At 67.7% G+C, this 26,029-nt stretch carries 27 protein-coding genes; 17 read left to right on the top strand and 10 right to left on the bottom strand.

The window, feature by feature from the left end:
- Positions 1 to 21 precede the first annotated feature (21 nt).
- From DCN14_RS11015 to DCN14_RS10990, 6 genes are all read left to right on the top strand, one after another.
- The gene (locus DCN14_RS11015) at positions 22 to 1,224 is read left to right on the top strand and encodes an RNA-guided endonuclease TnpB family protein (protein ID WP_096509063.1); all 1,203 of its coding nucleotides are present in this window, start codon (positions 22 to 24) and stop codon (positions 1,222 to 1,224) included.
- Between the two features lie 73 nt (positions 1,225 to 1,297).
- Positions 1,298 to 1,711: a hypothetical protein gene (locus tag DCN14_RS38685; protein ID WP_240327207.1), complete on the top strand. Its 414-nt coding sequence runs from the start codon at positions 1,298 to 1,300 to the stop codon at positions 1,709 to 1,711.
- Positions 1,708 to 3,162 carry a M20 family metallopeptidase gene (locus DCN14_RS11005; RefSeq protein ID WP_096508164.1) on the top strand — a complete coding sequence of 485 codons (1,455 nt, stop codon included), beginning with the start codon at positions 1,708 to 1,710 and terminating at the stop codon, positions 3,160 to 3,162. Before DCN14_RS38685 ends, DCN14_RS11005 begins: the two co-directional genes overlap by 4 nt.
- A 50-nt stretch (positions 3,163 to 3,212) precedes the next feature.
- On the top strand, positions 3,213 to 4,322 hold the full coding sequence (locus DCN14_RS11000; protein ID WP_096508163.1) for a malate/lactate/ureidoglycolate dehydrogenase: 1,110 nt from the start codon (positions 3,213 to 3,215) through the stop codon (positions 4,320 to 4,322).
- Positions 4,323 to 4,346: 24 nt separating this feature from the next.
- The gene (locus tag DCN14_RS10995) at positions 4,347 to 4,904 is read left to right on the top strand and encodes a TfoX/Sxy family protein (protein WP_096508162.1); all 558 of its coding nucleotides are present in this window, start codon (positions 4,347 to 4,349) and stop codon (positions 4,902 to 4,904) included.
- Between the two features lie 290 nt (positions 4,905 to 5,194).
- Entirely contained in the window at positions 5,195 to 5,773 is a 579-nt protein-coding gene (locus tag DCN14_RS10990) for an NnrU family protein (protein ID WP_096508161.1), read from the top strand.
- Between the two features lie 99 nt (positions 5,774 to 5,872).
- On the opposite strand, the gene DCN14_RS10985 is transcribed toward DCN14_RS10990, so the two are convergent.
- Positions 5,873 to 7,243 carry an amino acid permease gene (locus DCN14_RS10985; RefSeq protein ID WP_096508160.1) on the bottom strand — a complete coding sequence of 457 codons (1,371 nt, stop codon included), beginning with the start codon at positions 7,241 to 7,243 and terminating at the stop codon, positions 5,873 to 5,875.
- 442 nt (positions 7,244 to 7,685) lie between these two features.
- On the opposite strand from DCN14_RS10985, the gene DCN14_RS10980 reads away from it, so the two are divergent.
- The 3 genes from DCN14_RS10980 to DCN14_RS10970 are packed head-to-tail and all read left to right on the top strand — an operon-like array spanning position 7,686 to position 10,118.
- Positions 7,686 to 8,741 carry an aromatic ring-hydroxylating dioxygenase subunit alpha gene (locus DCN14_RS10980; RefSeq protein ID WP_096508159.1) on the top strand — a complete coding sequence of 352 codons (1,056 nt, stop codon included), beginning with the start codon at positions 7,686 to 7,688 and terminating at the stop codon, positions 8,739 to 8,741.
- A 19-nt stretch (positions 8,742 to 8,760) separates the two neighbouring features.
- A complete protein-coding gene (locus tag DCN14_RS10975) occupies positions 8,761 to 8,931 on the top strand; it encodes a rubredoxin (protein WP_096508158.1) in 171 nt (56 codons plus the stop codon).
- Complete coding sequence (locus DCN14_RS10970; RefSeq protein WP_096508157.1) at positions 8,928 to 10,118, top strand: FAD-dependent oxidoreductase; 1,191 nt, start codon at positions 8,928 to 8,930, stop codon at positions 10,116 to 10,118. Before DCN14_RS10975 ends, DCN14_RS10970 begins: the two co-directional genes overlap by 4 nt.
- Before the next feature lie 156 nt (positions 10,119 to 10,274).
- On the opposite strand, the gene DCN14_RS10965 is transcribed toward DCN14_RS10970, so the two are convergent.
- The 4 genes from DCN14_RS10965 to DCN14_RS10950 form a co-directional block, all read right to left on the bottom strand.
- Positions 10,275 to 11,216 (bottom strand): LysR substrate-binding domain-containing protein, encoded by a 942-nt coding sequence (locus DCN14_RS10965; protein ID WP_096508156.1) that lies wholly within the window; start codon positions 11,214 to 11,216, stop codon positions 10,275 to 10,277.
- Between the two features lie 199 nt (positions 11,217 to 11,415).
- Positions 11,416 to 12,153, bottom strand: coding sequence for a sulfite exporter TauE/SafE family protein (locus tag DCN14_RS10960; RefSeq protein WP_096508155.1), 738 nt, complete (start codon positions 12,151 to 12,153; stop codon positions 11,416 to 11,418).
- Between the two features lie 233 nt (positions 12,154 to 12,386).
- Positions 12,387 to 12,965, bottom strand: a complete 579-nt coding sequence (locus DCN14_RS10955) for a DUF488 domain-containing protein (RefSeq protein WP_096508154.1) — start codon at positions 12,963 to 12,965, stop codon at positions 12,387 to 12,389.
- On the bottom strand, positions 12,962 to 13,189 hold the full coding sequence (locus DCN14_RS10950) for a DUF2945 domain-containing protein (protein WP_096508153.1): 228 nt from the start codon (positions 13,187 to 13,189) through the stop codon (positions 12,962 to 12,964). The genes DCN14_RS10955 and DCN14_RS10950 overlap by 4 nt, the downstream gene beginning before the upstream one ends.
- Positions 13,190 to 13,392: 203 nt before the next feature.
- On the opposite strand from DCN14_RS10950, the gene DCN14_RS10945 reads away from it, so the two are divergent.
- The 3 genes from DCN14_RS10945 to DCN14_RS10935 all read left to right on the top strand — a co-directional run bounded on the left by DCN14_RS10945 (position 13,393) and on the right by DCN14_RS10935 (position 16,754).
- Positions 13,393 to 14,682, top strand: a complete 1,290-nt coding sequence (locus tag DCN14_RS10945; protein WP_096508152.1) for an FAD-binding oxidoreductase — start codon at positions 13,393 to 13,395, stop codon at positions 14,680 to 14,682.
- Between the two features lie 16 nt (positions 14,683 to 14,698).
- On the top strand, positions 14,699 to 15,256 hold the full coding sequence (locus DCN14_RS10940; RefSeq protein WP_096508151.1) for an XRE family transcriptional regulator: 558 nt from the start codon (positions 14,699 to 14,701) through the stop codon (positions 15,254 to 15,256).
- A 151-nt stretch (positions 15,257 to 15,407) separates the two neighbouring features.
- A complete protein-coding gene (locus DCN14_RS10935; protein ID WP_096508150.1) occupies positions 15,408 to 16,754 on the top strand; it encodes a glutamine synthetase family protein in 1,347 nt (448 codons plus the stop codon).
- Positions 16,755 to 16,827: 73 nt separating this feature from the next.
- Here the strand turns inward: DCN14_RS10935 and DCN14_RS10930 are convergent, their stop codons facing one another.
- The 5 genes from DCN14_RS10930 to DCN14_RS10910 all read right to left on the bottom strand — a co-directional run bounded on the left by DCN14_RS10930 (position 16,828) and on the right by DCN14_RS10910 (position 22,371).
- A complete protein-coding gene (locus tag DCN14_RS10930; RefSeq protein ID WP_096508149.1) occupies positions 16,828 to 17,790 on the bottom strand; it encodes a hypothetical protein in 963 nt (320 codons plus the stop codon).
- 98 nt (positions 17,791 to 17,888) lie between these two features.
- Positions 17,889 to 18,278 carry a lysozyme inhibitor LprI family protein gene (locus DCN14_RS10925; protein ID WP_096508148.1) on the bottom strand — a complete coding sequence of 130 codons (390 nt, stop codon included), beginning with the start codon at positions 18,276 to 18,278 and terminating at the stop codon, positions 17,889 to 17,891.
- Between the two features lie 51 nt (positions 18,279 to 18,329).
- A complete protein-coding gene (locus DCN14_RS10920) occupies positions 18,330 to 19,091 on the bottom strand; it encodes an N-acetylmuramoyl-L-alanine amidase (protein WP_096508147.1) in 762 nt (253 codons plus the stop codon).
- 146 nt (positions 19,092 to 19,237) lie between these two features.
- Positions 19,238 to 20,857: an NAD(P)-binding protein gene (locus DCN14_RS10915; protein WP_096508146.1), complete on the bottom strand. Its 1,620-nt coding sequence runs from the start codon at positions 20,855 to 20,857 to the stop codon at positions 19,238 to 19,240.
- Positions 20,857 to 22,371, bottom strand: a complete 1,515-nt coding sequence (locus DCN14_RS10910) for a polyamine aminopropyltransferase (RefSeq protein WP_096508145.1) — start codon at positions 22,369 to 22,371, stop codon at positions 20,857 to 20,859. Before DCN14_RS10910 ends, DCN14_RS10915 begins: the two co-directional genes overlap by 1 nt.
- A 136-nt stretch (positions 22,372 to 22,507) precedes the next feature.
- Between DCN14_RS10910 and DCN14_RS10905 the strand changes: the two genes are divergently transcribed.
- Genes DCN14_RS10905 through speD form a run of 5 tightly spaced genes read left to right on the top strand, consistent with a single transcriptional unit; the run spans position 22,508 to position 26,023 of the window.
- On the top strand, positions 22,508 to 22,894 hold the full coding sequence (locus DCN14_RS10905) for a DUF350 domain-containing protein (protein ID WP_096508144.1): 387 nt from the start codon (positions 22,508 to 22,510) through the stop codon (positions 22,892 to 22,894).
- Between the two features lie 26 nt (positions 22,895 to 22,920).
- Positions 22,921 to 23,973 carry an SPFH domain-containing protein gene (locus DCN14_RS10900; protein WP_096508143.1) on the top strand — a complete coding sequence of 351 codons (1,053 nt, stop codon included), beginning with the start codon at positions 22,921 to 22,923 and terminating at the stop codon, positions 23,971 to 23,973.
- 9 nt (positions 23,974 to 23,982) lie between these two features.
- Positions 23,983 to 25,503, top strand: a complete 1,521-nt coding sequence (locus tag DCN14_RS10895; protein ID WP_096508142.1) for a DUF4178 domain-containing protein — start codon at positions 23,983 to 23,985, stop codon at positions 25,501 to 25,503.
- On the top strand, positions 25,503 to 25,649 hold the full coding sequence (locus DCN14_RS38400; RefSeq protein ID WP_162840577.1) for a hypothetical protein: 147 nt from the start codon (positions 25,503 to 25,505) through the stop codon (positions 25,647 to 25,649). The genes DCN14_RS10895 and DCN14_RS38400 overlap by 1 nt, the downstream gene beginning before the upstream one ends.
- Positions 25,646 to 26,023: an adenosylmethionine decarboxylase gene (speD, locus tag DCN14_RS10890; protein ID WP_096508141.1), complete on the top strand. Its 378-nt coding sequence runs from the start codon at positions 25,646 to 25,648 to the stop codon at positions 26,021 to 26,023. The genes DCN14_RS38400 and speD overlap by 4 nt, the downstream gene beginning before the upstream one ends.
- Positions 26,024 to 26,029: the final 6 nt, after the last annotated feature.

The following is a 26,029-nucleotide window of genomic DNA, read 5'->3' as shown; positions in this document are numbered from 1 at the left end:
GGCCACGCATACAATGGCCCGATGCAACGACTCCAGGCTTTCAAGTTCGAACTGACGCCTAATGGCGAGCAGCAGCGCAAGATGCGCCGCTTCGCTGGGGCATGCCGGTTCGTTTTCAACAAGGCGCTGGCGTTGCAGAAGGAGAACCACGAGGCGGGCGGCAAGTTCATCGGGTATGTGGCAATGGCAAAGCACTTGACGGCGTGGCGCAACGGCACGGAAACGCCCTGGCTCAAAGATGCTCCGGTGCATCCGCTCCAACACGCACTCAAGGATCTGGAGCGAGCGTACAAGAACTTCTTCGCCAAGCGTGCGGCGTTCCCGTGCTTCAAGAAGAAGGGGCACAGCGACAGCTTTCGCTATCCGGACTCGAAGCAGATCAAGCTCGATCAGGTCAACAACCGCGTCTTTCTGCCCAAGCTCGGCTGGCTTCGTTATCGCAACAGCCGGGATGTGTTGGGCGAAGTGCGTAATGCCACCGTGTCGCGAAACGCGGGCAAATGGTTCGTGTCGATCCAGACCGGGCGTGAAGTCGCGCAGCCGGTGCCGCAGGCCACCAGTGCGATCGGCATCGACCTGGGCATTGCACGGTTTGCCACCCTGAGCGACGGCAGCTTTCTCGCGCCGCTCAACAGCTTCAAGCGGCATGAGGCCAGGCTGCGTTGTGCGCAGCGGGCGATGAGCCGAAAGGTCAAGTTCAGCAACAACTGGAAGAAGGCAAAGGCGCGCATCCAGCGAATCCATGCCGGCATCGGCAATGCCCGCCGTGACTACCTGCACAAAGCCACGACCACGATCAGCCAAAACCACGCGATGGTGTGCATCGAGGACTTGCAGGTACGAAACATGTCGAAGACGGTGGCTGGCAGCCCCGATGCGCCGGGCAAAAACGTTCGGGCCAAGTCCGGCCTGAACAAAGCCATCCTCGATCAGGGCTGGTTCGAATTTCGTCGTCAGCTGGACTACAAGCTGGCGTGGAACGGCGGCTGGCTCATTGCCGTGCCGCCGGCGAATACGAGTCGCACGTGCCCGGTCTGCGAATACGCGAGCGCGGAAAACCGGCAGACGCAGGCCGCATTCCGCTGCGTCGCGTGCGGTCATGAGGAGCATGCCGATGTGGTCGGTGCGATCAACATACTGGCGCGGGGACACCGCGTTGCAGCCTGTGGAGAGCCGGTGCAGTCAGGCCGCTCCGTGAAGCAGGAACCCGCCGAGGTGCTCTGAGATAAGCATCATCGTCTCAGACGCGGCAGGAATCCGCCGCCTTCAGGCGGCGGAGGATGTCAACCAGGCCCCGATGGTCGGTTCGCTGAGCGCGCTTGCGCCCGCGTTCCCGCTCGCGACGGCCCTCGTCGATCCGCTGCGCGGTGCGTACGAACGCGACGGGCGGGCCGATTTCTCGCTGCTGTGGTCGGGCGAGGCCGCGGCGCTTGCACGCGAGGAGGACGCGGGGGTGCTGACGCAGCGCCTGTGGGGCGACGCGCTGGCATGTGCGGCGGGCTGCGCGACGCATTTCCGCCGGGCGGCTGAGCGGGCGCGGCAGGCGGCACCGGCACGGCGCGTGGAAAGGGGGGCGAAAACGGACACGGAAAGCCGACCCGAACGCGACCCTGAAAAGGCTGCGGAAAAGGCCGCCGAAACGGCCCCGGGCGGGGGCCATCGGCGTATCATCCGGGTTTTCGTCAGCCCGATCCAGGCACCCCCATCATGACCTCCGTCGACACTACCCCCGTCCTCGACCATGACAAGCTCGTTACCTTCGTCGAGCGCAAGTGGAACGATGAAATCCTCCACGCACTGACCGACTACATCGCGATCCCCGCGAAGAGTCCCGCATTCGACCCCGACTGGGCGAAGCGCGGGTATCTCGAACGGGTCGTGACCGATGCCGCGCAGTGGGCCGAGCGCCAGCCGGTGAAAGGCCTGAAGCTCGAGATCGTGCGTCTGCCCGGCCGCACGCCGGTGATCTTCTTCGAAACGCCCGCCACGCGCTCGGGCAGCACCGACACGATCCTGCTGTACGGCCACCTCGACAAGCAGCCCGAATTCGACGGCTGGCGCGCGGACCTCGGCCCGTGGACGCCTAAGTTCGAGAACGGCAAGCTGTACGGCCGCGGCGGCGCGGACGACGGCTACGCGATCTACGCAAGCCTCGCGGCGCTCGGCGCGCTCGACGAGCAGGGCATCGAGCGGCCGCGCTGCGTCGGCCTGATCGAGACCTGCGAGGAATCGGGCAGCTACGACCTGCTGCCGTACGTCGACGCGCTGCGCGATCGGCTCGGCCAGGTGTCGCTCGTCGTGTGCCTCGATTCGGGCGCCGGCAACTACGACCAGATGTGGCTCACCACGTCGCTGCGCGGGCTCGTGTCCGGCGACCTGCAGGTCGAGGTGCTCGAGGAAGGCATCCATTCGGGCGTGTACGGCGGCATCGCGCCGTCGAGCTTCCGCGTGATGCGCCAATTGTTCGACCGCCTGGAAGATGCGAAGAACGGCAACCTGCTGCCGGGCGTGTTCCATTGCGAGATTCCGGACAGCCGCGTGCGCGAAGCCGACGCGGCCGCCGCGATTCTCGGCGACACCGTGTGGAAGGGGCTGCCGTGGGCCTGCGGGAATGACGGCAAGCCGGTGCTGCCGACCACGACCGACCCGCGCGAGGCGCTGCTGAATTCGACGTGGCGTCCGTCGCTGTCGGTGACGGGCGCGGCCGGCATGCCGGCGCTCGCCGATGCGGGCAACGTGCTGCGTCCGCGCACCGCGTTCAAGCTGTCGCTGCGCCTGCCGCCGCTCGTCGATGCCGCGCAGGCCGTGCAGCAGCTGAAGGCGCTGCTCGAACTCGATCCGCCGTACAACGCAAAGGTCACGTTCAAGCCGGACGCGGGCGCCGCGACCGGCTGGAGCGCGCCGGATCTCGCACCGTGGCTCGCGTCGTCGCTCGATGCCGCATCGCGCCGCCACTTCGGTGCGGACTGCGCATACATGGGCCTCGGTGGCACGATCCCGCTGATGAACGTGCTGCAGGCCGGTTTCCCGTCCGCGCAGTTCATGGTGTGCGGCGTGCTCGGGCCGAAGTCGAACGCGCACGGCCCGAACGAGTTCCTGCACGTGCTGTACGCGAAGAAGCTCACCGCGGCGGTAGCGGACGTGATCGCGTCCGCGCGCTGAGCGCCGTTGCTGCCCATCCCGCCTCGACCCGATCCGACGGAGCCTTGCCGATGACCGCGCTGTCGACACCCGATACCGAACCGCTGCGCATGCGCGCCGAACCGCTGCATGCCTTCGTCGCGGCACTGTGGGAGCGGGCCGGCAGCAGCGAGCGCGAGGCGCGGCTCGTCGCCGATCATCTGGTCGGCGCGAATCTCGCGGGTCACGATTCGCACGGGATCGGGATGATCCCGAACTACGTCGCGTCGTGGCGGGAAGGGCAGTTGCAGTTGAACGGGCACGCGTCGATCGTCCGCGACGGCGGCGCGGTGCTCACGGTCGACGGCGGACGCGGCTTCGGCCAGGTGATCGCGTTCGAGGCGATGGTCGAAGGCATCGAGCGCGCGCGCCGCATGGGCATCTGCGCGATCGGGCTGCGCGACGTGCATCACCTCGGCCGCATCGGGCACTGGGCCGAGCAATGCGCGCGCTCGGGGCTCGTGTCGTTTCACTTCGTCAACGTGCCGGGCGACCTGCTGGTCGCGCCGCTGCACGGCACCGATCCGCGTTTCGGCACGAATCCGTTCTGCGCCGCGTATCCGCGCGCGGGTCGGCCGCCGCTGCTGCTCGACTTCGCGACGAGCGCGATCGCATACGGCAAGACGCGCGTCGCCCATAACCAGGGCAAGCGCGTGCCGGCCGGGGCGCTGATCGATCATCTCGGCCGGCCGACCGACGATCCGGCCGTCATGCACGCGCAGCCGTTCGGCTCGCTGCTGCCGTTCGGGCTGCACAAGGGCTATGCGCTGGCCGCGATGTGCGAGATCTTCGGCGGCGCGCTGGTCGGCGGCCATACGACGTACGGCGACACGCTGCAGAAGACGAGCGCGATCGTGAACGGGATGCTGTCGGTGCTGATCGACCCGAACGCGTTCGATGCGGCCGATGCACAGCGCGAGGCCGATGCGTTCGTCGCGTGGGCGAAGGCGTCGCCGCAGGCGGGCGATGCGCCGGTGCGGATGCCCGGCGAGCCGGAGGAGGCGAGTCGCGCCGAGCGTGGCGCCGACGGCATTCCGGTCGATCGCGCGACGTGGCGGCAGATTCGCGAAAGCGCGGCGCTCGTCGGCTTCGACGATGCCCGGCTCGACGCGTGGACGCAGCGCTGTACCGGCGCTGCGTGACCGGCTAGCCCGAGCGAGCGGCCGATGAGCTGGCAGGCGGACAAGGCGCATGGCGAAGAGATCGCGTATCGGATCGCGAGCCTCGGCCGTGTCGGCGTCACGCGGTTCTTCAGCGGCGCGGCGATGCGGCTCGATGGCGTGATGTTCGGGTTTCTCGCGCGCGGGTCGCTGTTCCTGCGGGTCGACGACGTGAACCGGCCGGCGTTCGTCGCGGCGGGGATGGGACCGTTCTCGTACACGGGGCGCACGCGCACCGTCGCGCTCGAAGGCTATTACGAAACGCCGGCCGACGTGCTCGAGGATGCCGGCGCGCTGTTCGACTGGTGCCGCAGCGCGTATCGCGCGGCGCTGTTGGCGGGTGCGCCGAAGCGCAAGGCGAAGAAGGTGGCCGGGCCGAAACCGGCGAAGGGGCCGGAATCGGCGGGAGCGTCGAAACCGGCCGCGAAACGGAGTGCGAAGCCGTCGCCGAAGCCGGCCGCGAAAGCGGCTGCGAAACCCGCCGCGAAAGCGGGCGCGAAGCCGGCCACGAAACCCGCCGCACAGTCCGCCCCGAAACCCGTGTCGAAGCGCAAGCAACCGTAGCATCCGCCGCACACCGTTACGGCGGCGGGATGTCCGTTGTCCTTTCTTTCCGTTTTGTTCTTGCCGGGCGAGCCGGACGACACATCGCGCACGAGGTACACGAAAGCACCGGGCTTGCCGCACCGCACATTCCCGATGCTTCACAACGGCGGTTGCGGCGTTTATGATCGGCGCGGGTCGCATTCGCGTCTCGCGTTCCCCGTGCCGGCTCCGACGCCGGCGCCGCGAACGGCGCATCGAACGCCGCGCGGCATGCCTTCCCCACTCATCACTCCACACGGAGACAGCCGATGCGCGTCCTGATTCTCGGTTTAGCGATCTTCCTCGGTGTGCACTCGATCCGGATCGTGGCCGACGGCTGGCGTACCGCGATGATCGGGCGGATCGGCGAGAAGGGCTGGAAGGCCGGATATGCGATTGCGTCGATCGTCGGCTTCGTGCTGATCGTGCGCGGCTACGGGCTGGCGCGCGAGAACGTGACGCTGCTGTGGGTGTCGCCCGTCGGCGTGCGTCACCTGACCGGCGTGCTGACCGCCGTTGCGTTCGTGCTGATCGCCGCCGCGTACGTGCCGCGCAACCGGATCAAGCCGCTCGTCCATCATCCGATGCTGGCCGGCGTGATGGTGTGGGCGGTCGCGCACCTGCTCGTGAACGGCACGCTGCATGCGGTCGTGCTGTTCGGCGCGTTCTTCGTGTGGTCGCTGATCGATTTCGTCGTGTCGCGCACTCGCGATCGCCGCGATGGCGTCCGCTATCCGCCGGGCCGGCTGTCGGGCGACATCGTCGCCGTCGTGGCGGGGCTCATCGTGTGGGCCGGGTTCGCGCTGTTCCTGCATGGCCTGCTGATCGGCGTGCGGCCGTTCGGTTGAACGGCCGCGCCTGCCAGGGTTGACCGGCGGGCGCGCACGAACCGGCCGCCGCACCCGCGTGTGTCGCGGGTCGAGGCCGCCGCGCGGCTGCCCGACCGCTCAGCGCACCGATGCCTGTCCGAGCGACGACGACTTGCGTCGCATGAAGTACGACGCGACGATCGCCAGCGCCGTCGACACCGTGAACCAGAACTGGAACTGCGAATCCGGGTTGAACGCCTGCGAGCCGAGCACGGCGACCAGCGCGAGCAGCGCGATCCAGTTCGATACCGGATAGAACCACGCGCGGAACGCCGACGGATCGCGCTGTGCGTGTTTCGTCTGCCGGCGCATCGCGAAGTGCGCGACGATGATGAAGATCCACACGATCATCACGAACGCGCCGCTGCTTTTCGCGAGCATCTGGAACAGGTCGCCGCCGCTGACGAAGTGAATCGCGAGGATCGACACGCAGAGCCCGAGACACAGCAGGAGCGCGTTCATCGGCACGCCTTTTGCGTTGGTGCGGCCGAACATCGCGGGCGCGTGGCCGCGCTGGCTCAGCGAGAACAGCATGCGCGAGTTCGAGAACAGGAACGAGTTCATCACCGACATGAACGACACGAACAGCACGAGCTTCATCGCGATGGCCGCGCCGGTGAAACCCGCCATGGCGAACAGCGACACGTACGGCGATTTCAGGTTGGCCTTGTCGGTCCACGGCATGCACAGGATCAGGATCGACACCGAGCCGACGTAGAACAGCATCACGCGCACGATCACGCTCTTGATCGCGCGGATCACGTTCTTGCCCGGGTTCTCCGATTCGCCGGCGGCGACCGCCGCGATTTCGCTGCCGCCCAGCGAGAAGATCACGACCATCACGCCCGCGAGCACGGGCGAGATGCCGTTCGGCATGAAGCCGCCGTGATCCGTCAGGTTCACGAGGCCGGGCGCGGGAATGCGCGGCTGGAAGCCGAGCAGGATCGACAGGCCGAGCCCCATGAAGATGATGATCGTCGTCACCTTCGCGAACGACAGCCAGTATTCGGCCTCGCCGAACGCGCGCACCGAGTACGCGTTGCTCGCGATCAGCGTGACCAGCATGAACAGCGCGCCGCCCCATATCGGCAGCCACGGCAGGAAATCGTGGAGGATCGCGCCGAGCAGGATCGCCTCGACCGTGATCGTCATCATCGACTTGAACCAGTACAGCCAGCCGACCGCGTAACCGGCCCATTCGCCGAGATACGCGCTCGCATACGTCGAGAACGACCCGCTGTCCGGATTGCGCGACGCCATTTCGCCGAGCATGAACATCACCAGCGTGACGATCACTCCGCCGATCAGGTACGACAGGATCGCCGCGGGGCCGGCGGTCGCGATGATCGCGCCGGAGCCGACGAACAGGCCCGCGCCGATCACGCCGCCCAGCGCGATCATCGTGATGTGTCGTTGTTTGAGGCTCTGCCTCAATGAGTTGTCCTGCATCTCCTACCTCTATTTATTGTTGGCCGGGAAGGTATCGGGCGGGGGCGGCGGCTAGCGTTCCGCCGCCGCGCGAAGCGCCGATGTCGGGAGCGTGTGTGACGCGATGTGCCGGGCCGGCGGCGGATGATGAAGGGGGGGGCGCCGGCCGCGGATTGCCGAGCGTTGCCCGCGAGCAGGCGATGACGATGGCAGCCCCGGATTGTCGACGGACGCGGGCACGACCGCAAACGAGATATCCGAAAGACGTCTTGCGGTTTGCTCATCAATTGGCGGTGCGTCGCGACCGGTGGCACGTCGGTCGTCCATGCCGACGTCGACATGAAGTACATGGCGGTGCATCGATGGGCGCGGCGCGGCGCTCCGTATATCGTGGTTTCCGCGCGGCAACGTCCGGATATCCGGCAGGCGTCGCGCCGACGACAACCACTGTATGGAGACTCGAATGACGCATACCCAGGTCGTGCCGTTGACTCGGTCACGCGCGCCGCTTCCGCCCCGCAATTGCACGTTCGACACGCGCGATTGGGAAATCCTGAGCCGCTACTGGCATCCGGTGGCGTTCGCGGCCGACGTGGGCGCGCGCCCGCTCGGCGTGACGCTGCTCGACGAGCGCCTCGTGCTGTTCCGATCCGGCGACGCCATCGTCGCGGCGCGCGACGTATGCCCGCACCGGGGCGCGCCGCTGAGCCTCGGCTGGGTGGCGGGCGACCGGCTCGTCTGTCCGTATCACGGCCTCGAATATGCGGCAGACGGCAAATGCGCGCACATTCCGTCGCAGCCCGACGGCCCGATTCCCGACCGCCTGTGCCTGACGACCTATGCGGTGCAGCAGGCATACGGGCTCGTGTGGGTGTCGCTGGGCGGCGGCGAAGTGCCGCTGCCGGATTTCCCCGCGTGGAATGCCGAGGGCTTCCAGCAGATCCTGCCGCCGTCGATCGACATCCGCGCGTCGGCCGGCCGGCAGACGGAAGGCTTCATCGACGTCGCGCACTTCGCGTGGATTCATCACGAGAGCTTCGCCGACCGGCGCAATCCGGTGGTGCCGCAGTACGCGGTCGAGCGGCGCGAGAACGGCCTGCGCGCGGAATACGTGAGCACCGTCAGCAACTTTCCGCGCGCGATGCAGCATCGCGCGCCGGAGGGTTTCCCGTGGCGGCGCGTGTTCGAGGTCGACGTACCGTTTTTCGCGCGTCTCACCGTGCATTTTCCGGAAGGCGGCCGGCTCGCGATCCTGAATGCGGCCAGCCCGGTTTCCGCGCGCCTGACGCGTCTGTTCGTGCCGATCGCGCGCAATTTCGATCACGACTTGCCGCTCGACGACGTGTATGCGTTCAATCGCCAGGTCTTCGAGGAAGATCGCGCGATCGTCGAGCAGCAGTGCCCGGAGGATCTGCCGATCGACCGTTCACATGAAGCGCCGATCCTGGCCGATCGTTCGTCGGGCGCGTACCGGCGCGCACTCGGCGAGCTCGGTCTCGGCCAGTCTTATGCGCGCTGAGCGGCGCACGGGAGAAGCGATGAAGATCTGGGAATGCGTGATCTGCGGGTTTCGATACGACGAGGCCGAAGGCATGCCGGAGCACGGGATCGCGGCCGGCACCCGCTGGGAGGATGTGCCCGACGACTGGATGTGTCCGGACTGCGCGACCGGCAAGCACGACTTCGACATGCAGGTGGTGCCGGCATGAGCACATCCGAAACGTCGGGGAACCGGAGCGATCCGGTCGTCATCGTCGGCACGGGCCTCGCCGGTTATACGACGGCGCGCGAGTGGCGCAAGCTCGACGGCGAGACGCCGCTCGTGATGATCAGCCGTGACGACGGCAGTTTCTATTCGAAGCCGGCACTGTCGAATGCGCTCGCGCAGCGCAAGACGCTCGAGCAGCTCGCGATGTCCGACGCGCAGGCGATGGCGGCGCAGTTGCGCGCGACCATCCTGACGCACTGCGCGGTGCGGCAGATTCGCGCGGCGACGCGCGAGATCGTGCTCGACGACGGCTGCGTGCAGCGCTATCGCGCGCTCGTTCTTGCAACCGGCGCGGATGCGCGGCGTGTGCACTGCGAAGGGGACGGCGCGGCCGACATCCTGTCGATCAACGATCTGGGCGACTACGCGCGCTTTCGCGACGGGCTGCGCGATTGCCGCTCGGTCGCGCTGCTCGGCGCGGGGCTCATCGGTTGCGAGTTCGCGAACGATCTGGTCGCGGCGGGGCTGCCCGTCACCGTGATCGATCCCGCCGACGCGCCGCTGTCGCGGCTGCTGCCGCCGGAGGCCGGCGACGTGTTCGGACGCGCGCTGAGCGACGCGGGCGTGCGCCTGCGGCTCGGCGCGGGCGTGCAGTCGGTTGCGCGGCTCGCACGCGGGTACCGGCTCGTCCTGACGAGCGGCGAGCCGCTCGAGGCCGACCTCGTGGTGTCGGCGATCGGCCTCGTGCCGAGAACCGCGCTCGCGCGGGAAGCGGGGCTCGACGTCGCGGACGGGATCGTGACCGACGCCTGGTGCCGCACCAGCGTGCCGGACATCTTCGCGCTCGGCGACTGCGCGGCGATCGAAGGACGTGTCCGGCCGTACGTGTTGCCCATCATGCACGCGGCACGCGCGCTCGCACAGTGCCTGCGGGGCACGCCGACGCGGGTGGCGTTTCCCGTGATGCCGATCGTCGTGAAGACGCCGGCGATTCCCGCCGTGGTGGTCGCGGCGGACGGCGGCGGGCGCTGGACCACCGACGTCGGCGTGGGGAACGCGCCGCGTGCGACGCGTGCGCTCTACGCGGATGCCGATTCCGGGCGCATCACGGGCTTTGCACTGCTCGATGCCGCGACGGCGGAAAAGGCTGCGTTGCTGAAGACGATGGCCGGCGACGCGCCGTCATAGCGCGGGCCGCATCGATCCCGAACCGGCGCTTTTCCAGGAGCGCCTTCGACAGGCAGCCCCTTCGCTGACCGACCCCTGTCGCGGACGTGGCCCGCGCGATCTGCGCGGATCCGTCCGTTCGTTGCCGCGAGCACTCGCTCGCGGCTTTTTTGCCTTTCAGTGGAGCGGGCGCACGCCGTCCGGCACCAGCGTCTTCGCAACGCCCGACACGAGGCGCCGCAACCAGACGGCGGCGGCGCTGCGATGCGTGCGGTCGTGCCAGAGCTGGTAGTAGGTCAGCGCCTGCGGCTCGCACGGAATCGGTTCGATGCGCAGCGGCAGCAGCGTGCAGAAATGCGTCGCCAGCGCGCGCGTCGTGGTGAACAGCAGGTTGGAACGCATCAGTACATACGGCGCCATGCCGAAATACGGCATCGTCGTCGTGACGTTTCTCGACAGGCCGCCGCGCGCGAGTTCGCGGTCGATGGTGCCGAGCCCCGTTGCGTGATGCGTGGTCACGCCGAGATGGTCGGCTTCGCGATAGAGGCTGGCGGTGAGCCGGCCGGGCCTGATCGGATGATCGTTGCGCATCAGGCACACGAGATCGTCTCGACACAGCGGCTGCAGATGCAGTTGCTGCGGTGGCGTGCCCCAGTTGCCGACCGCGAGATCGAGCGTGCCGCTTTCGAGCGCGTGTTCGTATCCGCCGTCGACGGTCATCAGGTGCTGGAACTCGATGCGCGCGCCTGGCGCCTCGTGCTTGAATGCGTCGACGATCGCGGGAAGAAAGAACACGTCGAGATAGTCGGGCGAGCCGATCCGGAACGTGCGGCGCGTCGTGGCGGGGTCGAACGTGCTGGCGGGATTCAGCACGGCCGCGATGCCCGCGAGCGCCTGGTCGAGCGGCTCGACCAGCGTCATCGCGTGGCTGGTCGGCACCATCCGGCTGCCGCTGCGGACGAGCAACGGATCGCCGGTGATCGCGCGCAGCCGGCGCAATGCGACGCTGATGGTCGGCTGCGATTGCCCGAGCAGCGCCGCGGTTCGCGACACGCTCGATTCGGTGATGAGCGTATGAAGAATCTTCAGAAGATGCGCGTCGATGACGTGTCGGGACATACCGGCTGCCGATGGGGTGAAGGGTAGCTCGATGTATACGTAGCGATATTTCGGGCGTCAATCGAGCGCGACGCCGGCGGTGTCCGGCAGCCCTTGCGGGGCGGACTTCATAACGGTGCGGATATCGCGTCTATGTTCGTGCGGCCATGGCCGCCGGGCGATTGCCGGTGCGCCGGCGCCGGCCGTTCCTGCGCGTGCGTCAGATCGGCTTGACGAACAACCCGACCGTGAGCGCGACGCCGATGCAGACGATGCCGATCCGCAGCACGCGCTCGTTGACGCGATGCAGTGCCCACGCGCCGAGCAGGCCGCCCACGATCGCGCCGCCGCCGAGCGCGATCGCCGCGCGCCAGTGCAGGTCGGGCGAGGTCACGAACAGCACGACCGCCGACGCGTTCATCACGCCGGCGAGCGCGTTCTTGGTCGACATCGCGTGACGCGGCGACAGGCCGGCCATCGTCAGCGCGGCCATCATCAGGAAGCCGATTCCGCCGCCGAAGTAGCCGCCGTAGATCGCGATCAGGAACTGCGAGATCGCGGCCGTGACCGGGCCGAGATGCCGTGCGCCCGCCCCGGGCTTGCGGAAGAAGCTGCCCCACGCGAACACGACCGTCGCGAACAGCACGAGCCACGGCACGAGGTGCGAGAAGATCGACGACGGGGTTTTCAGCAGCAGCAGCCCGCCGAGCGCGCCGCCGACCACGCTGATCGCGAACAGCGCGCGAAACGACAGCTTGCCCGCGCCTTGCACCATGCTCCGGCTGGCCCACCCGGTGGTGACCTGGCCGGGGAACAGCGCGACCGTCGACGTGATGTTCGCCGCGAGCGGCGACATGCCCGACACGATCAGCGCGGGCAGCGTGACGAACGAGCCGCCGCCCGCGAGGGCGTTCTGCAGGCCGGCCCACAGGCCGGCGAGGATGATGAGAGCGAGCATCGGTGCGGGGGCGCAGAGGTGGCGGGCTCGCATGCCGGAGGCGGGCACGCGCGGTGGTCGCTCGATGGTAATGCAGGATGGCCGGCGCGCAAATGGGGGCAGGCGCGGGGCTTCGGACGTGAGGGGCCGGGGGGCGAAGGGGGCGTGTCGTGTCACGCGATCATGCCGCCATGCCGTTGTGCCGTCGTGTCGTTATCGCGCCAACGTCGGTTGGGCGAGCGCCAGGTGCCGCGTCATTCGTCCGGCTGCGCGGCGGGTTCTTGCGCTGCCGCATCGCCTTCGATGTCCGGATAGACGATCGAACCGTCCGCCCGGATCACCGCGCCGGCCGTGAGGCGTGCGGGTTCCACGCGGTGCTTGCCCATGATGTGCAGCACCGTTTCGCCGCGTGCGATCAGATAGTCGGACACGATGCGCCGGTGACAGCGCCACCACACGGCTTCCGAGCACATGATCGCGCAGCGCTGCGCGTGCCCCTGCGCGATCAGCTGGTCGAGACCCGTTCGAAACTCGGGCGACAGCGCGTAGTCGGCGTAGCGATGGAAGCTGCGGTTCGTCCAGAAGTCGTTGACCTCGTCGGGCACGCCGCGCGACTTGCCGCGCAGGCCGCCGAGTTCCGCGATGTGCTCGTACGCGATGTCGACCGCGGCCAGCGCATCGGGCAGCGTCGCTTCGTTGAATTGCGGATTCGTGCGCGAGCGCGTCATCTTGCGGATGTCGGCGAGCAGCGCGATGTCGACCGCGTCGAGCATCTCGACGAACTCGTCGAGCGTGCGGTTCGAATGACCGATCGTGTAGAACGGGCGCGTCACACGCTGTCCTTGCCGTCGATGCGTTCGAGCACGCGGCCGCGATGCGCGGCGATGTGGTCGGTGCGGTCGCTCTTGATCTCGTATTGCGGATCGTCGGACGACGCGCGGTGCCGATGGCCCTTGTAGTCGAAATCCTGCGTGTGGATCGCGATGATCGTGCCGGTCACGTAACCGGCTTCGGAATTCCAGCGGACGTGGTCGCCCACCCTGAATCGCATCGTCATGCGGGGAGCCTCCTTGCATCGGTGCGTGCGCGGGTTGCACGGTGGTCATTATCGGCGCTGTCGGGGCGCGGAGAAAGATACAGCGGGCAGGGTAGCGCCGTGCGCAATCACCACGCCGTCCCCCATTTTCCCCTCTTGCTCTCGTGAAATTGCCGTGCTAATTTTTCATGAAATTAATTGACGAAAATTTCACGGGAGTCCGCATGTTCGTGCAGTCCGACCGTCACGTCGCAAGCTACTACGCCGGCACCTACCCGGCGCCGATTCCGCATCGTCCCGCACTGGATGAACGCATCGACGCCGACGTGCTGGTTGTCGGCGCGGGGTTCAGCGGGCTGCATACGGCGTTGCGCCTCGCGCTCGCGGGCAAGCGCGTGGTCGTGCTGGAAGCGAGCCGCGTCGCGTGGGCGGCGTCGGGCCGCAACGGCGGGCAGGCGCTGCTCGGCTGGTCGTGCGACATGCAGCCGCTCGAGGCTTCGCTCGGCCGCGACGGCGCGCGCGTGCTGTGGGACAGCATGCGCTGGGCCGCGGCCGAAGTGCGCGAGCTGCCCGCACGAAACGGTTTCGACATCGACTACCGGCCCGGCAGCCTGTGGGCGGCGGTAAGGCCACGCCGCGTGGCGATGCTCGCGCAGGCCCGCGACGAAGCGGCCGAGCGGTGGGGCTACGACCGGCTGCGCGTGATCGAGCAGGGCGAGATGCCCGAATGGATCGGCAGCGCGCGCTATCTGGCCGCGCTTTACGATCCCGAGGCCGGGCACCTGAATCCGCTGAAGCTCGCGCTCGGCCTCGCGCAGACGATCGAACGCGCGGGCGGCCGCATCTTCGAACAGAGCCGCGTGCTCGAGTGTCGCGAGACGGCGGGCGGCCATGTTGCGCGCACCGCGCACGGCGAAGTGCGCGCCGACGTGCTCGTGCTCGCGTGCAACGCCTACGTCGACCGGCTCGATCCCGAGCTGTCGCGCCGGCTGCTGCCGGTCGGCACGTACCAGGTCGCGACCGCACCGCTTGCCCCGGACGTCGCACGCGCGCTGCTGCCGCGGAACAGTTGCGTGATCGACAACCAGTTCGTGCCCGACTACTTCCGCCTGAGCCCCGACAACCGGCTGCTGTTCGGCGGCGGCTGCACCTATCTCGGCGGCATACCGGCCGACATCGCGGCGGCGACGCGTCCGCACCTCGAACGCGTGTTCCCGCAACTGAGCGGCGTGCCGCTCGATTACGTGTGGGGCGGCCACATCGACATCAGCATGCGGCGCACGCCGGACATCGGCCGCCGCGGCCAGCGCTTCTGGCTGCAGGGCTTTTCGGGGCATGGCGTGCTGCCGACGCTCGCCGGCGCGCGCGCGGTCGCCGACGCCGTGCTCGGCGACGATCGCCTGCTCGCGCAGTACCAGCGCATTCGCAACCCGCGCTTCCCCGGCGGCGACCGCCTCGCCGCGCCGCTGGAAGCGATCGGCAAGGCCTGGTACCGTTTGCGCGATACCGTCTGACGCACCGGATTCCAACATGAACGAACAGGAAGAAATAGAAAGTCTGGCGATCCTGATCCGCGATCTGCGCAAGCATCGCAAGGTCACGCTCAACGATCTCGCCGAACGGATCGGCCGCTCGGTCGGGTTTCTGTCGCAGGTCGAACGCGGGTTGTCGCGCCCGACGGTGGCCGATCTCACCGCGATCGGCGAGGCGCTCGGCGTGCCGACCACGTATTTCTACAGCCTGAGCAAGCCGCGCAGCGTGCCGTGGGTCACGCGGCCCGACGAGCGGCGCACCGTGTATTACGCGGCCGGCATCACCGACATCCTCGTGTCGCCGAACATGCGCTCGCGCTTCTCGATCCTCGAAAGCCATCTCGCGCCCGGCGCGAGCAGCGGCGAGCGGCCGGTCGACGACAGCGACGAGCAGGGCGGCTTCGTGCTCGAAGGCGAACTGACGATCTGGGTCGACGGCGATGACACGCCCGTCACGCTCGGGCCGAACGACGCGTTCCAGTTGCCTGCGCACAAGCGCTTCCGGTACGCGAACCTGAGCGATGCGCCGGCGCGCGTGATCTGGGTTTTCACCTGAGTTGTCGGCAGGGCGGCCCGACGGGTCGCCGTGTTGCCGGCGTGCTGGTTTGCAGTACTGATTGACATCGGGCATGGGGCATTGATGCATGCCGATGAATCCGGGTCGCCGCAAGGCGGCACCGCCATACAGAACATGGAAAGGATGAGACATGGCTGACGTCGTTACCGTGCTGGTCGATGAAGTGCGCGCCTTTCGGCAGGCGCACCCCGAGATCCGTTATGTCGACCTGATCTGTCTCGACCTGCCCGGGCACTTCTACGGCAAGCGCTATCCGATCGATGCGCTCGAGAAGGTCGCGGCGGGCTCGCTGCTGAAGCTGCCGCAGAACTGCGTGCTGCTCGGCACGCAGGGCGGCCTCTACAAGATCGGCGATTACTGCTTCAACGACGGCGACCCCGACGCGCCGCGCCGGCTGATTCCGGGCACGCTGAAGCCGGTGCGCTGGGAGCGTCAGCCGCTCGCACAGATGCTGATCAGTTCCGACGGCACGGACGCGCCGATCGAGTTCGAGCCGCGCGAAGTGCTCGCGCGCGTGCTGCGGCGGTTCGCGGCGCGCGGGATCCGGCCGGTCGTCGCGTTCGAGCTGGAGTTCTACCTGTTCGCCGCGCAGCTCGCGGACGGGATGCCGCAGTATCCGCGCGACCGCCTGAGCGACGACCGCGACGATCAGCCGAACATGCACATCGAGCGCCTGTCGCGCTTCTCCGACGTGCTGCACGAGATGGTCGAGGCCGCGTGCGAGCAGGGCGTCGACGCGACGGTGATCACGGCCGAGCTCGGCCCCGGGCAGTTCGAGATCAATTTCGGCCACACCGACGATGGGTTGCGCGCGGCCGACTGGTCGGCGCTGTTCTGCCGCAGCACGCGCGGCGTCGCGCTGCGGCACGGCTATCGCGCGAGCTTCATGGGCAAGCCGTATCTGCACGCGCCGGGCAGCGGGATGCACGTGCACGTGAGCCTGTACGACGAAGCCGGTCGCAACCTGCTCGCCGCGGACGGGCAGCGGCCGTTGCGGCATGCGGTGGCCGGCTGTCTCGCGCTGCTGCCGCATTGCATGCCGGTGTTCGCGCCGAATCACAATGCGTTCCGGCGCTACGGATCGATGGTGAACGCGGCGAGCCGCGCGAGCTGGGGTTTCGAGGATCGCGACGCGTGCATCCGGATTCCGGAGTCGGATGCGCGCAACCTGCGGATCGAGCATCGGCTCGCGAGCGCGGACGCGAATCCGTACCTGGTGCTCGCGGCGATCCTCACCGGCATGGAGCACGGGCTCGACGCGCGGAAGGAGCCGATCGCCCCGCTCAACGACGATCGCGGCAGCGGGATCGATTTCCCGAAGGAGATGCTGTCGGCCGTCGCGGCGATGCAGGATCACGCGGCCGTGCGCGACGGGCTCGGCAGCGAATTCGTGATGGTGTATTGCGAGAACAAGCGGCAGGAGGAGCTGGATTTCCGCAACGAGATCGGTGCGCGGGAGTATCGGTGGTTTCTGTGACGAAAGGGGCGGGGGAGTCCGCTCCCCCGTTCGTCTCCCGCATTTCGGTCGGTGGCCGGGCGAGGTCCGTCGGTCAGTCGTTGGCGAATCTGAAAAGGCCCAACGTCGAAATACCGAAAAAAGCTTTCAATGCGGCGGCAAGTGCAAGGCGTTGTTCCAGCCATTCCGCTTTATGGTCGAAGAATCGAGCCGCGCCTTGCTGCAGCTGCTGGCGTTCGACCCCTGCGCGCAGCAAGCCGAACGCGAGGAATCGTTCCAGGAAGTCGGCACGGTCTTCGTCGAAGCCGAGCAGATTCCTGACTTCGGACAGCGACATGCGAGCGGTCTCGTTCGCCTGATTGTCAGGGGCGGTCGAGCGACGAATGAAGGCAGTCAGTTGCTCGTGCAGCGTATTGCCCGAGTCGACGGGTTCAGGATCACTATGGAAGGTGATGTCCGAATGGTCGGTGAAGCAATAGTTGTGCTTCAGCACCTTGACCTGCGTGTGAGGGGGGATCGAGACCAGTCCGTCGAACGCCGGCAACCTGCACCATTCGTGACCACCGATACATGCGACTTCGATGGCGATGGAGGAAGGGTTGTATGTGAGCACGCATCCTCCCCGAGAGAGCGATGGCTCATGCAGCTCCATTTCCAGGCGGGTGTGAAAGATCGGCGCGACGTAAGCGACGCCGGTCGGATTCTTTTTCCACATCGCGTGAAGGATGTTGTGCTGCCAGACCGTCGGATCCTCCTTGTCGGCTGGATCGTTCGGCGCCCTGAGCGCGAAGGAGTAAAACGGCGCCAGCGGCCAGCCCTTCGTCGCACAGAACTTGTTTCGCTGGTCGTAAAGCGTTCCTTTCGTCAGAAAGTCGCTGGTCTTGAACTGACAGTAGAACGAAGTGAGCCCGACGATTTCTGCGTCGTAACCGAGGTATTTCTCTTTTCCCGGAGATATCTTCAGCATCTTGTACGCGTTGCCGGACGAGTAGAACTCGTGGACGAGAAGGCGTTGAACGTAAAGTTCCAGTTCGCTCTCAATGAAGTCACTTTTCATCGTATGAGTGGGAATCGATGACTGTTTTTATCGTGTATGCGACGCTCTTTGGTCGCGAGCGCCGCATAATGTGTCTCTGCAACCCGTCTCTGAACCCGTTACTCGCCGAGCTTCGACGTCACGCATCCCGTGCTCGAACATTCGCGCTCGCGTTCGCGCAGGAACGACAGCCGCGACTGCGTCATGTCGGTCGCGCACTGCAGATCGACGAGGTAGCCGTTGTTGCGCGTCTCGCTGCATTGCGCGTCGCGCTGTTTCAGCCATGCGAGCTGGCCGGCCTTCAGCGCGGCCTGCTGGTCGCCGCTCAGTTGCTTGCGCAGGCGGCCGTACTCGTCGTTGAGGTCGCGGTCGGTCTGGGAAAATTGCGTGCTGCTGCAATACACCTGATCGAACGCGCTGTGCGGCTTCGCACAGCCGGCCGCGTGCGCGGCGAACGGAACGGCAAGCGCGAGCAGCGCGCAGGATGCGAGCAGATTCTTCTTTTTCATGGTGATGCTCCTCGGTGGGTGAAAACCGTTGAAACCGGTCGACGTCGTCGGTTACCGGGCGGCCGTGCATGCGTCGGCGCCGCCCGCGATCGCGGTGGCCAGACGCTGGATCGTCTCGCGCTGCGCGAGCCGTTTTTCCTCGTCGGGATTGACGATCACGCCGGCCTCGACCAGCACGGCCGGAATCGGTGCGGTACGCAGCACGACCAGATCGTCGAAGCGGTGGATGCCGAGTTGCGGATCGACGAGCGGGCGGTTTTCGCCCTTGATCGGCTGCGCGTGGTATAGCGACGGCCGTTCGCCGGCCGCGACCAGCCGTTCGGCGATCGCTTTCGCGCAACGCAGGCTTGCCGCGTAATGGGGATTGCGCTCGGATACGAACACCGCGAACCCGCGGAATTCGCGTTGACGGCCCGCGTCGATGAACTGCTGCTGCATCGAATCGTGATGGATCGATACGAACAGGTTCGCGTCGGGCGCCTGCGTCGAACGCTGGTCGAGCGCGATCTCGCGGCCGTCGGCCGACGTGCGCAGCACGCGATCGCCGTGCGCCGCGAGCTTTTCGGCGACGGCGGCGGACAGGTCGAGGTTGTACCGGTATTCGACGCGGCCGCTTGCGCCGGTGGCGCCCGGATGGGCCGGCGTATGACCGGTATCGACGACGATGTAGCGGCCCGATGCGGGCTGAGCGCCGGCGCTTGCGTCGTTGGCCGCGTGCAGCGCCAGCGGCGCGCCGAGCAACGGCGCGCATGCGAGCAGGCGCGCGGCGGCACGCACGAGCGGGCGCAGGCGTCGGAGGGTTCGGTTTGTCATTGTTGTCGTCGAGGAGGGCTGCGGCGCGTCGAACGGCGCGGCACCGTCGGCCTGCTCGATGCAGTCGGAATGTGGCGCGATTATAGCGGGTGGCAGCGGCGGCGCAATGACGGCACGGCTGCCGCCGCGCGGGCGCGAGCCGGTGCTCAGGCGAGCACGCGCCGGGCCGCGAGCATGCCCCAGTACGACGCCTCCTCGAACAGCGACAGTCCCGACAAGTCCGCATGCGCGAACACGACGGGGCCGTCGGCATCGCGCAGCGCGAGCAGCCCCGGCCGGCTCAGGAAGCCGACGTCGGGCGTCGCCATCGCGTGGCCGCGCACGGTGATCTCGAGCGCGCTCGCATGCTTCCACAGCTCGCGTCCATACACGGCCTGCAGGTCGATCGCCGCCTGCTCGCGCAGCGCATCGGGCTTCGCCTGCGCGAGCCAGCGGCGCGTGTCGTCGGGCGCGCGGGTGCTCAACGCCTGATACGCGGAGAACACCGAACGCGTGGGCGGCGACATGCGGATCAGCTGATGCGTCGACACGACATAGCCGAGCCCCGCGCCGTCGTAGACGACGTTGTCCCACGCGAGCGGCACGCCGGCTTCCTCGGCCGGTATCCCGTCGAGCAGGAAGTTGGACACGAGCCACGGTGCGCGCGGCGGCAGGTCGCGTGCGGGATCGAAGCCGGAGGCCCGAAGCTGCGGAAACACGCGCGCGGCGACGAACAGCGGCATCGCGCTGACGACGCGCCGCGCCTTCAGCGTAAAGGTGGACAGCGTGCCGTCGTCGCCGACGCGCGCGCACAGCACGTCGACGCCGCCCGCGCGTTCGGTTGCATGAACCGCGAAACCGTCGCGCGACCACGCGTTCGAACCGGTACGCGCGGCGATCGAATCGCTCAGCTTCGTCACCATCGTATGCAGTCCGTCGGGCCAGGTCAGCACCGCGCCGTCGCTCGCATTGCGCGCATGGCCGCCGCGCGACGAGAAGTAGTGGAGGCCGGCCCAGGCGGACACGTGCTCGTAGCCCGCGCCGTAGTCGTCGCGGCAGCAGTAGTTCAGATACCAGTGCAACGCGGTCGCGGTGTAGCCCTCGTCGAGCAGCCACTGCCGGAACGAGCGCCGGTCGAGCGCGCGCCACTGCGGGTCGTGCGACGATTCCGCGACCGGAATGCAGAACACCTTGCGGCCGTCCGCGCCGCGCGCGGTGCGCAGGCTGTCCGTGTACGCGAAGAAGCGCGTTTGCTGCGCGAGCGCGTCGGCGCCGAGGCCGGCCGTCGGCACGATGCCGTCCTGCCACTGTCCGTTGATGAACAGCCGCTCGTCGGGGGCGTGCACGAGCACGCGTTCGTCGTACACGGGGCGTGCGGAGAACGGCGCGGATTCGATCACGCCGAGGTCGGCGAGCATGTCGCGCAGATGCGCGGATTCGAGCGACGGCAGCGGCAGATAGTGCGCGCCCTTCGGATAGCCGAGATCGCCGAAGCGGCCGCCGGCCGCATTGCCGCCGAATTCCGGGCCGGCGAGCACGACGAAGCGCCGGTGGCCGGCACGCGCGAGCTGCCACGCGCACGACAGGCCCGCCGCGCCGGCGCCGAGGATCGCGACGTCGGTCTCGATCGTGCCGGACGGCGGCGGCAGCGCGGCATGATCGCGCAACGCATGGCCTTCGCGCATGCCGGGATAGCCGACGCGCGGCGTCGTTTCGATCCAGCCGGTGCGGCCGCACGCGGCGAGCGACGCGGCCGCGGACGCGACGAGGAACGTGCGGCGGTCCATCAGCGCAGCACGTGCTTCCAGTCGTCGTCGAAGCGGCGCACGAGCGGCTGGTCGTTGAGTTCGTTCGGCGACATCGACAGCGCCGGCATGTCGGCCGGGAAGTGGAACATCTCGACGGCCGTCTGCGCGTCGAGCCAGCGCGTGGGCACCGAGTAATGCGTCGGTACGGTGAAGTCGCGGCGCTTGCCCGCGATCACGAAGCCCCAGTCGCCGAACGACGGCACATAGCAGTGGTACGGCCAGGTGTTGAAGCCGGCTTCGCGCAGCGTCGCGATGATGGTCCAGTACGCATGCGGCGCGAAATACGGCGACGTCGACTGGATCACCGCATAGCCGTTCTCCGACAGATGGCGCGCGAGCAGCCGGAACACCGGCACCGAATACAGGCGGCCGAGCCCGAAGTTGGTCGGATCGGGGAAGTCGACGACGATCGCGTCGTACACGTCGGCGTTCGATTCGAGCCAGCGCACCGCGTCGTCGTTGATCACGTGCACGCGCGGGTCCTTCAGCGAACCCTGGTTCAGCTTCACGAGCGGCGCGGAGGTCGAGAACAGCTTCGTCATCGCGGGATCGAGATCGACGAGCGTGATCTGTTCGAGATTGCGGTGCTTGAGCAGTTCGCGCACCGCGAGGCCGTCGCCGCCGCCGAGCACGAGCACGTGCTTCGCCCACGGCAGCGCCTCGATCGCCGGGTGAATCAGCGCCTCGTGATAGCGATGCTCGTCGCGCGACGAGAACTGCAGGTTGCCGTTCAGGTACAGCCGCATGTCGTCGTGCCACTGCGTGAGCACGATGCGCTGATAGGGCGTCGTTTCCGAATAGATCGTCTCGTCGCCGTACACGCCGTGCTCGGCCCAGTGCGTGATGCGGTCGGACAGCGCGAAGCCGGCGACGAGCAGCCCGATCACGAGCGACGCGCGCATCAGCTTGCCGCGCACGTTGCGGATCTCGTCGCGGAACAGATGCGTGGTCCACAGCGCGACGAAAGCGTTCAGCAGCCCGAACAGGAAGCTCGTGCGCAGCAGGCCGAGACGCGGCGCGAGCACGATCGGGAAGATCAGCGACACGGCGAGCGAGCCGAGATAGTCGAAGGTCAGCACTTCGCTGACGGTATGGCGGAAGGCCTGGCGGCGCTGCTGGAACGCGCGCATCACGAGCGGGATCTCCATCCCGATCAGCAGGCCGAGCGCGAGCACGAGCGCGTAGAGCGCCGCGCGGAACGGCGCGGCCAGCCACGCGAACACCGCGAACAGCAGCGCGGCCGATACGCCGCCGAGCAGGCCGACGAGCAGTTCGATGTCGACGAAGCGGTCGAGCACGTCGTCGTCCTCGACGAACTTCGCGAGCCACGAGCCGATTCCCATCGCGAACAGGTAGCAGCCGATCACCGACGAGAACTGCAGGATCGAGTCGCCGAGCAGGTAGCTCGACAGTGCGCTGCTGATCAGTTCGTAGCCGAGCCCGCACGATGCGAGCACGAGAATCGACAGGACGAGCGCACGCTTATGCAGCATGGCGCATCCGTTGTGCAGTGTTCGTCAGTGTGGATATACTGGCGCGGATTTTCATGGGGCGGCCATCCGTGGGGCGGCGCTGCATGGGCCGACCGGCGACGGGGCAGCGAACCGAGCACAAAATCCGAGGAAAAGAATGAATAGTGCCTATCTTTATGCGGTTCATTTGCTGTCGGCGTTCGTGCTGCTTTTCGTGTTCGCGGCAGTGTACCTGAAGGTCACCCCGTTCGACGAACTGGCGCTGATCCGCGGCGGCAACGCGGCCGCGACGCTGTCGTTCGGCGGTGCGCTCGTCGGCTTCTGCCTCACGCTCGCGTCCAGCATCGCGCACAATTCGACGTTCGGCGAAGTCGTGCTGTGGGCCGTCGGCGCGATGGCCGTGCAGCTCGTCACCTATGCGGTGCTGACGCGCCTGATTCCTGGCATGAACCATGCGATCGAGGATCGCAACGTCGCGATGGGCGGCCTGATGGGCACCGCGTCGCTCGTCGTCGGCATCATCAATGCCGCCTGCCTGACCTGACGCGCCACGCGCTCGAGGAGACCGACATGAGTCTGGGATCGTTTATCCGCAAGCAGTTCATCGACGTCCTGCAATGGACGGAAGACACCGACGGCGTGCTGGCCTGGCGCTATCCGATGGAAGACCAGGAGATCCAGTACGGCGGCCAGTTGACCGTGCGCGAAACGCAGGTCGCGATCTTCGTCAACGAAGGCAAGGTCGCCGACGTGTTCCAGCCCGGGCTGTACAAGCTGGAAACGCGCACGCTGCCGGTGCTCACGTACCTGAAGAACTGGGACAAATTCTTTCAGTCGCCTTTCAAGTCGGATGTCTATTTCTTCAGCACGCGGCTGCAGCTCGGCCGGCGCTGGGGCACCGCGCAGCCGGTGACGATCCGCGATCGCGAGTTCGGTTTCGTGCAGTTGCGCGCCTTCGGCATCTATTCGTACCGGATCGTCGATGCGGCCGCGTTTCATCGCGAGGTCAGCGGTACGCGCGCGCAGTACACGGTCGACGATCTCGAACAGCAACTGCGCAACCTGGTCGTCACCGCGATGAGCACGACGTTCGGCTCGGCCGACGTGCCGTTCGTCGACATGGCCGCGAACCAGTCGCTGCTGTCGCAGCGCGTCGCCGATGCGCTGGTGCCGGTGTTCACGCGCTACGGTCTCGCGCTCGACGCGTTCGCGGTCGAGAGCGTGTCGCTGCCCGCGGAGCTGCAGAAGGCGCTCGACCTGCGGATCGGCGCGGGGATGGCCGGCGATCTCGCCCGCGCGACGCAATACCAGACCGCGCAGGCGATCCCGCTTGCCGCGCAGAACCCGGGCGGTATCGCGGGCGTCGGCGCGGGGCTCGCGGCCGGCGCGGCGATCGGGCAGGCGATGGCAGGCCAGATCGCGGGAGCCGCGCAACCGGCGCCGGCCGCCCCGCCCGCGCCGGTTGCGGCACCGGTTGCCGCTGCCCAGCCAGCCGCGCCGGCCGAGGCGACGGACTACGTGCAGCGGCTGGAGCAACTGAAGGCGCTGCTCGACAAGGGCCTCGTGACCGAAGAAGACTATTCGCGCGCGAAGGCGGAAATCCTCGCGAAGCTCACCCGGTAAGCGTCGCGCATGTTCAGTACCTCGTGCCCCCAGTGCGGCGCGCCGGTCGAGTTTCGCTCGGCGGCGGCGGTGATGGCCGTCTGCGCGTTCTGCCGCAGCACGCTGCTCAAGCGCGGCGCCGACGTCGAACGCATCGGCGAGCTGGCCGCCGTGCTCGACGACGCGTCGCCGATCCAGCTCGGCACGGCCGGACGCTACGGCAAGCGCACGTTCACGGTGCTCGGGCGCATCCAGATGACGTACGACGCCGGCGCGTGGAGCGAGTGGTACGTCGTCTTCGACGACGGGGCATTCGGTTGGCTGTCCGATGCGTCGGGCCAGTATGCGGTCACGGTGCGCGAGCCGGACGATACGTCCGGCGGTGCGTGGCCGTCGTTCGACACGCTCGAGCCCGGCATGCGGATCGACCACGGCGGCCGTGCGTATCTCGTGTCCGACGTGCGTACCGCACGCTGCACGGGCGGGGACGGCGAGTTGCCGTTCCGGGTCGATGCAGGCTGGGAGGCGCGTGTCGTCGACCTGCGCACCGGCAACGCGTTCGCGACCTACGACTATTCCGACGCGGATGCGAATGGCGGAAGCCCGGCCGTCTATACGGGCGAGGCGCTGGCATTCGACGCGCTGGCGTTCACGGGGCTGCGCGATAGCGAAACCGATACGCGCGAGAAACGCGGCGCGGCGATGGTGCCGTTTGCATGCCCGAGCTGCGGCGCGCCGCTGTCGTATGCGCCGAACGTGGCCGATTATGTCGTGTGCGGCAGTTGCCACGCGGGCGTGCAGTGCACGGCCGAGCAACAGACGGTATTCGCCGCGCAGCGCAAGCTCGATGCGGTGAAGGGCGCGCTGGAACTCGGGGCGACCGGCACGTTCGACGGCGTGAAGTACACGGTGATCGGCATGATGCGCTGCCGCGTGCCGGGCGACGACGAGACGTGGGACGAATACCTGTTGCTGAACCCGAAACGCGGCTTCCTGTGGCTCGTGCAGAGCGAAGGACGCTGGGAGCGCGTGCAGGTGCTCGATCACTGGCCGACGATCGGCGGCGAATCCGACGTGACCGAAGGCGGCAAGACTTACCGGCTGCGCGAGACGTACGACTCGGAAGTGGTGTACGTGGTCGGCGCATTCAACTGGCGCGTGCAGGTGGGCGACCGCACGTCGATCGTCGACTACGGCTGGCAGAAGGACAAGCTCACGCGCGAGCGCAGCACGGCGGAAATCGTCTGGTCGCGTGCGCGGCCGCTGTCGGGCAGCGCGCTTGCCGAACGCTTCGCGACGCCGGCGCTCGCGACCGTGGCGGTTGCGTCCGCAACCGGTTCCGCGACGAAGTCGACGGGCCTGTTCGGCACGAAGCATCCGCACAGCTTCGCGCCGCTGCCGCTCATATTCAGCGCGCTGCTCGTGTTCTTCAACACGGGTTCGCTGTTCTCGTTCAGCGGCCGCTCCGTCTACGTGCTGATCGGCCTGCTCGTGCTGTGGCTGCCTGAATGGCTGTGGAAGGGTTTCGCAACGGACGGAGGCGATTCCTGATGCGTTACATCCTCTACGGCATCTACGGGCTGATCGTCGTCACGTTGTTCAGCTGCGCGTCGATCGGCGGCAGCGGCTCGGGCGGCAGCGGGTGGGGGAGTTCGTCCGCGCGCAGCGGCTACTCGTCGTACGGGTCGCACAAATGACGGCGCGCGACCGTATCGCTCCGCCGCGCGCCACGCTCGGCTCGCACGTGCTGGCCGACCTGGCCGGCATCGATGCGGCGCTGCTGCGCGATGCAGGACGGCTCGAGACGATGCTCACCGACGCCGCGCGGCAGGCCGGTGCGCGCGTGATCGGCGCGCATTTCCATCATTTCGGCGGCGAGTGCGGCGTGACGGGCGTCGTGCTGCTTGCCGAATCGCACATCACGATTCATACGTGGCCCGAGCACGGCTTCGCGGCCGTCGATGCGTTCATGTGCGGCGCCGCGCGGGCGGCCGATGCGGTCGATGCGATCGCCGCCGCGCTCGGCACGCACGCACAGGTTCGGCAGCAGATGGCACGCGGCGTCGCGTGAGCGACG

The sequence above is a fragment of the Burkholderia sp. IDO3 genome, assembly GCF_003366075.1.
GTDB lineage: Bacteria > Pseudomonadota > Gammaproteobacteria > Burkholderiales > Burkholderiaceae > Burkholderia > Burkholderia anthina.
Note: the sequence above shows the minus strand (reverse complement) of the source record. Positions and strands in the feature narration are given on the sequence as shown.

Bases quoted from the DNA above. Each gene is read 5' to 3' on its own strand.
- DCN14_RS38685 (WP_240327207.1), top strand. From the start codon at position 1,298: ATGGTCGGTTCGCTGAGCGCGCTTGCGCCCGCGTTCCCGCTCGCGACG.
- DCN14_RS10950 (WP_096508153.1), bottom strand. From the start codon at position 13,189: ATGACGATGCGATTCAGGGTGGGCGACCACGTCCGCTGGAATTCCGAA.
- DCN14_RS10990 (WP_096508161.1), top strand. From the start codon at position 5,195: ATGCGCGTCCTGATTCTCGGTTTAGCGATCTTCCTCGGTGTGCACTCG.
- DCN14_RS10945 (WP_096508152.1), top strand. From the start codon at position 13,393: ATGTTCGTGCAGTCCGACCGTCACGTCGCAAGCTACTACGCCGGCACC.
- DCN14_RS11015 (WP_096509063.1), top strand. From the start codon at position 22: ATGCAACGACTCCAGGCTTTCAAGTTCGAACTGACGCCTAATGGCGAG.
- DCN14_RS10895 (WP_096508142.1), top strand. From the start codon at position 23,983: ATGTTCAGTACCTCGTGCCCCCAGTGCGGCGCGCCGGTCGAGTTTCGC.
- DCN14_RS10935 (WP_096508150.1), top strand. From the start codon at position 15,408: ATGGCTGACGTCGTTACCGTGCTGGTCGATGAAGTGCGCGCCTTTCGG.
- DCN14_RS10900 (WP_096508143.1), top strand. From the start codon at position 22,921: ATGAGTCTGGGATCGTTTATCCGCAAGCAGTTCATCGACGTCCTGCAA.
- DCN14_RS10985 (WP_096508160.1), bottom strand. From the start codon at position 7,243: ATGCAGGACAACTCATTGAGGCAGAGCCTCAAACAACGACACATCACG.
- DCN14_RS10915 (WP_096508146.1), bottom strand. From the start codon at position 20,857: ATGGACCGCCGCACGTTCCTCGTCGCGTCCGCGGCCGCGTCGCTCGCC.
- DCN14_RS10910 (WP_096508145.1), bottom strand. From the start codon at position 22,371: ATGCTGCATAAGCGTGCGCTCGTCCTGTCGATTCTCGTGCTCGCATCG.
- DCN14_RS10975 (WP_096508158.1), top strand. From the start codon at position 8,761: ATGAAGATCTGGGAATGCGTGATCTGCGGGTTTCGATACGACGAGGCC.
- DCN14_RS10930 (WP_096508149.1), bottom strand. From the start codon at position 17,790: ATGAAAAGTGACTTCATTGAGAGCGAACTGGAACTTTACGTTCAACGC.
- DCN14_RS11000 (WP_096508163.1), top strand. From the start codon at position 3,213: ATGACCGCGCTGTCGACACCCGATACCGAACCGCTGCGCATGCGCGCC.
- DCN14_RS10965 (WP_096508156.1), bottom strand. From the start codon at position 11,216: ATGTCCCGACACGTCATCGACGCGCATCTTCTGAAGATTCTTCATACG.
- DCN14_RS10980 (WP_096508159.1), top strand. From the start codon at position 7,686: ATGACGCATACCCAGGTCGTGCCGTTGACTCGGTCACGCGCGCCGCTT.
- DCN14_RS11005 (WP_096508164.1), top strand. From the start codon at position 1,708: ATGACCTCCGTCGACACTACCCCCGTCCTCGACCATGACAAGCTCGTT.
- DCN14_RS10995 (WP_096508162.1), top strand. From the start codon at position 4,347: ATGAGCTGGCAGGCGGACAAGGCGCATGGCGAAGAGATCGCGTATCGG.
- DCN14_RS10940 (WP_096508151.1), top strand. From the start codon at position 14,699: ATGAACGAACAGGAAGAAATAGAAAGTCTGGCGATCCTGATCCGCGAT.
- DCN14_RS10905 (WP_096508144.1), top strand. From the start codon at position 22,508: ATGAATAGTGCCTATCTTTATGCGGTTCATTTGCTGTCGGCGTTCGTG.
- DCN14_RS10920 (WP_096508147.1), bottom strand. From the start codon at position 19,091: ATGACAAACCGAACCCTCCGACGCCTGCGCCCGCTCGTGCGTGCCGCC.
- DCN14_RS10970 (WP_096508157.1), top strand. From the start codon at position 8,928: ATGAGCACATCCGAAACGTCGGGGAACCGGAGCGATCCGGTCGTCATC.
- speD (WP_096508141.1), top strand. From the start codon at position 25,646: ATGACGGCGCGCGACCGTATCGCTCCGCCGCGCGCCACGCTCGGCTCG.
- DCN14_RS38400 (WP_162840577.1), top strand. From the start codon at position 25,503: ATGCGTTACATCCTCTACGGCATCTACGGGCTGATCGTCGTCACGTTG.
- DCN14_RS10960 (WP_096508155.1), bottom strand. From the start codon at position 12,153: ATGCTCGCTCTCATCATCCTCGCCGGCCTGTGGGCCGGCCTGCAGAAC.
- DCN14_RS10925 (WP_096508148.1), bottom strand. From the start codon at position 18,278: ATGAAAAAGAAGAATCTGCTCGCATCCTGCGCGCTGCTCGCGCTTGCC.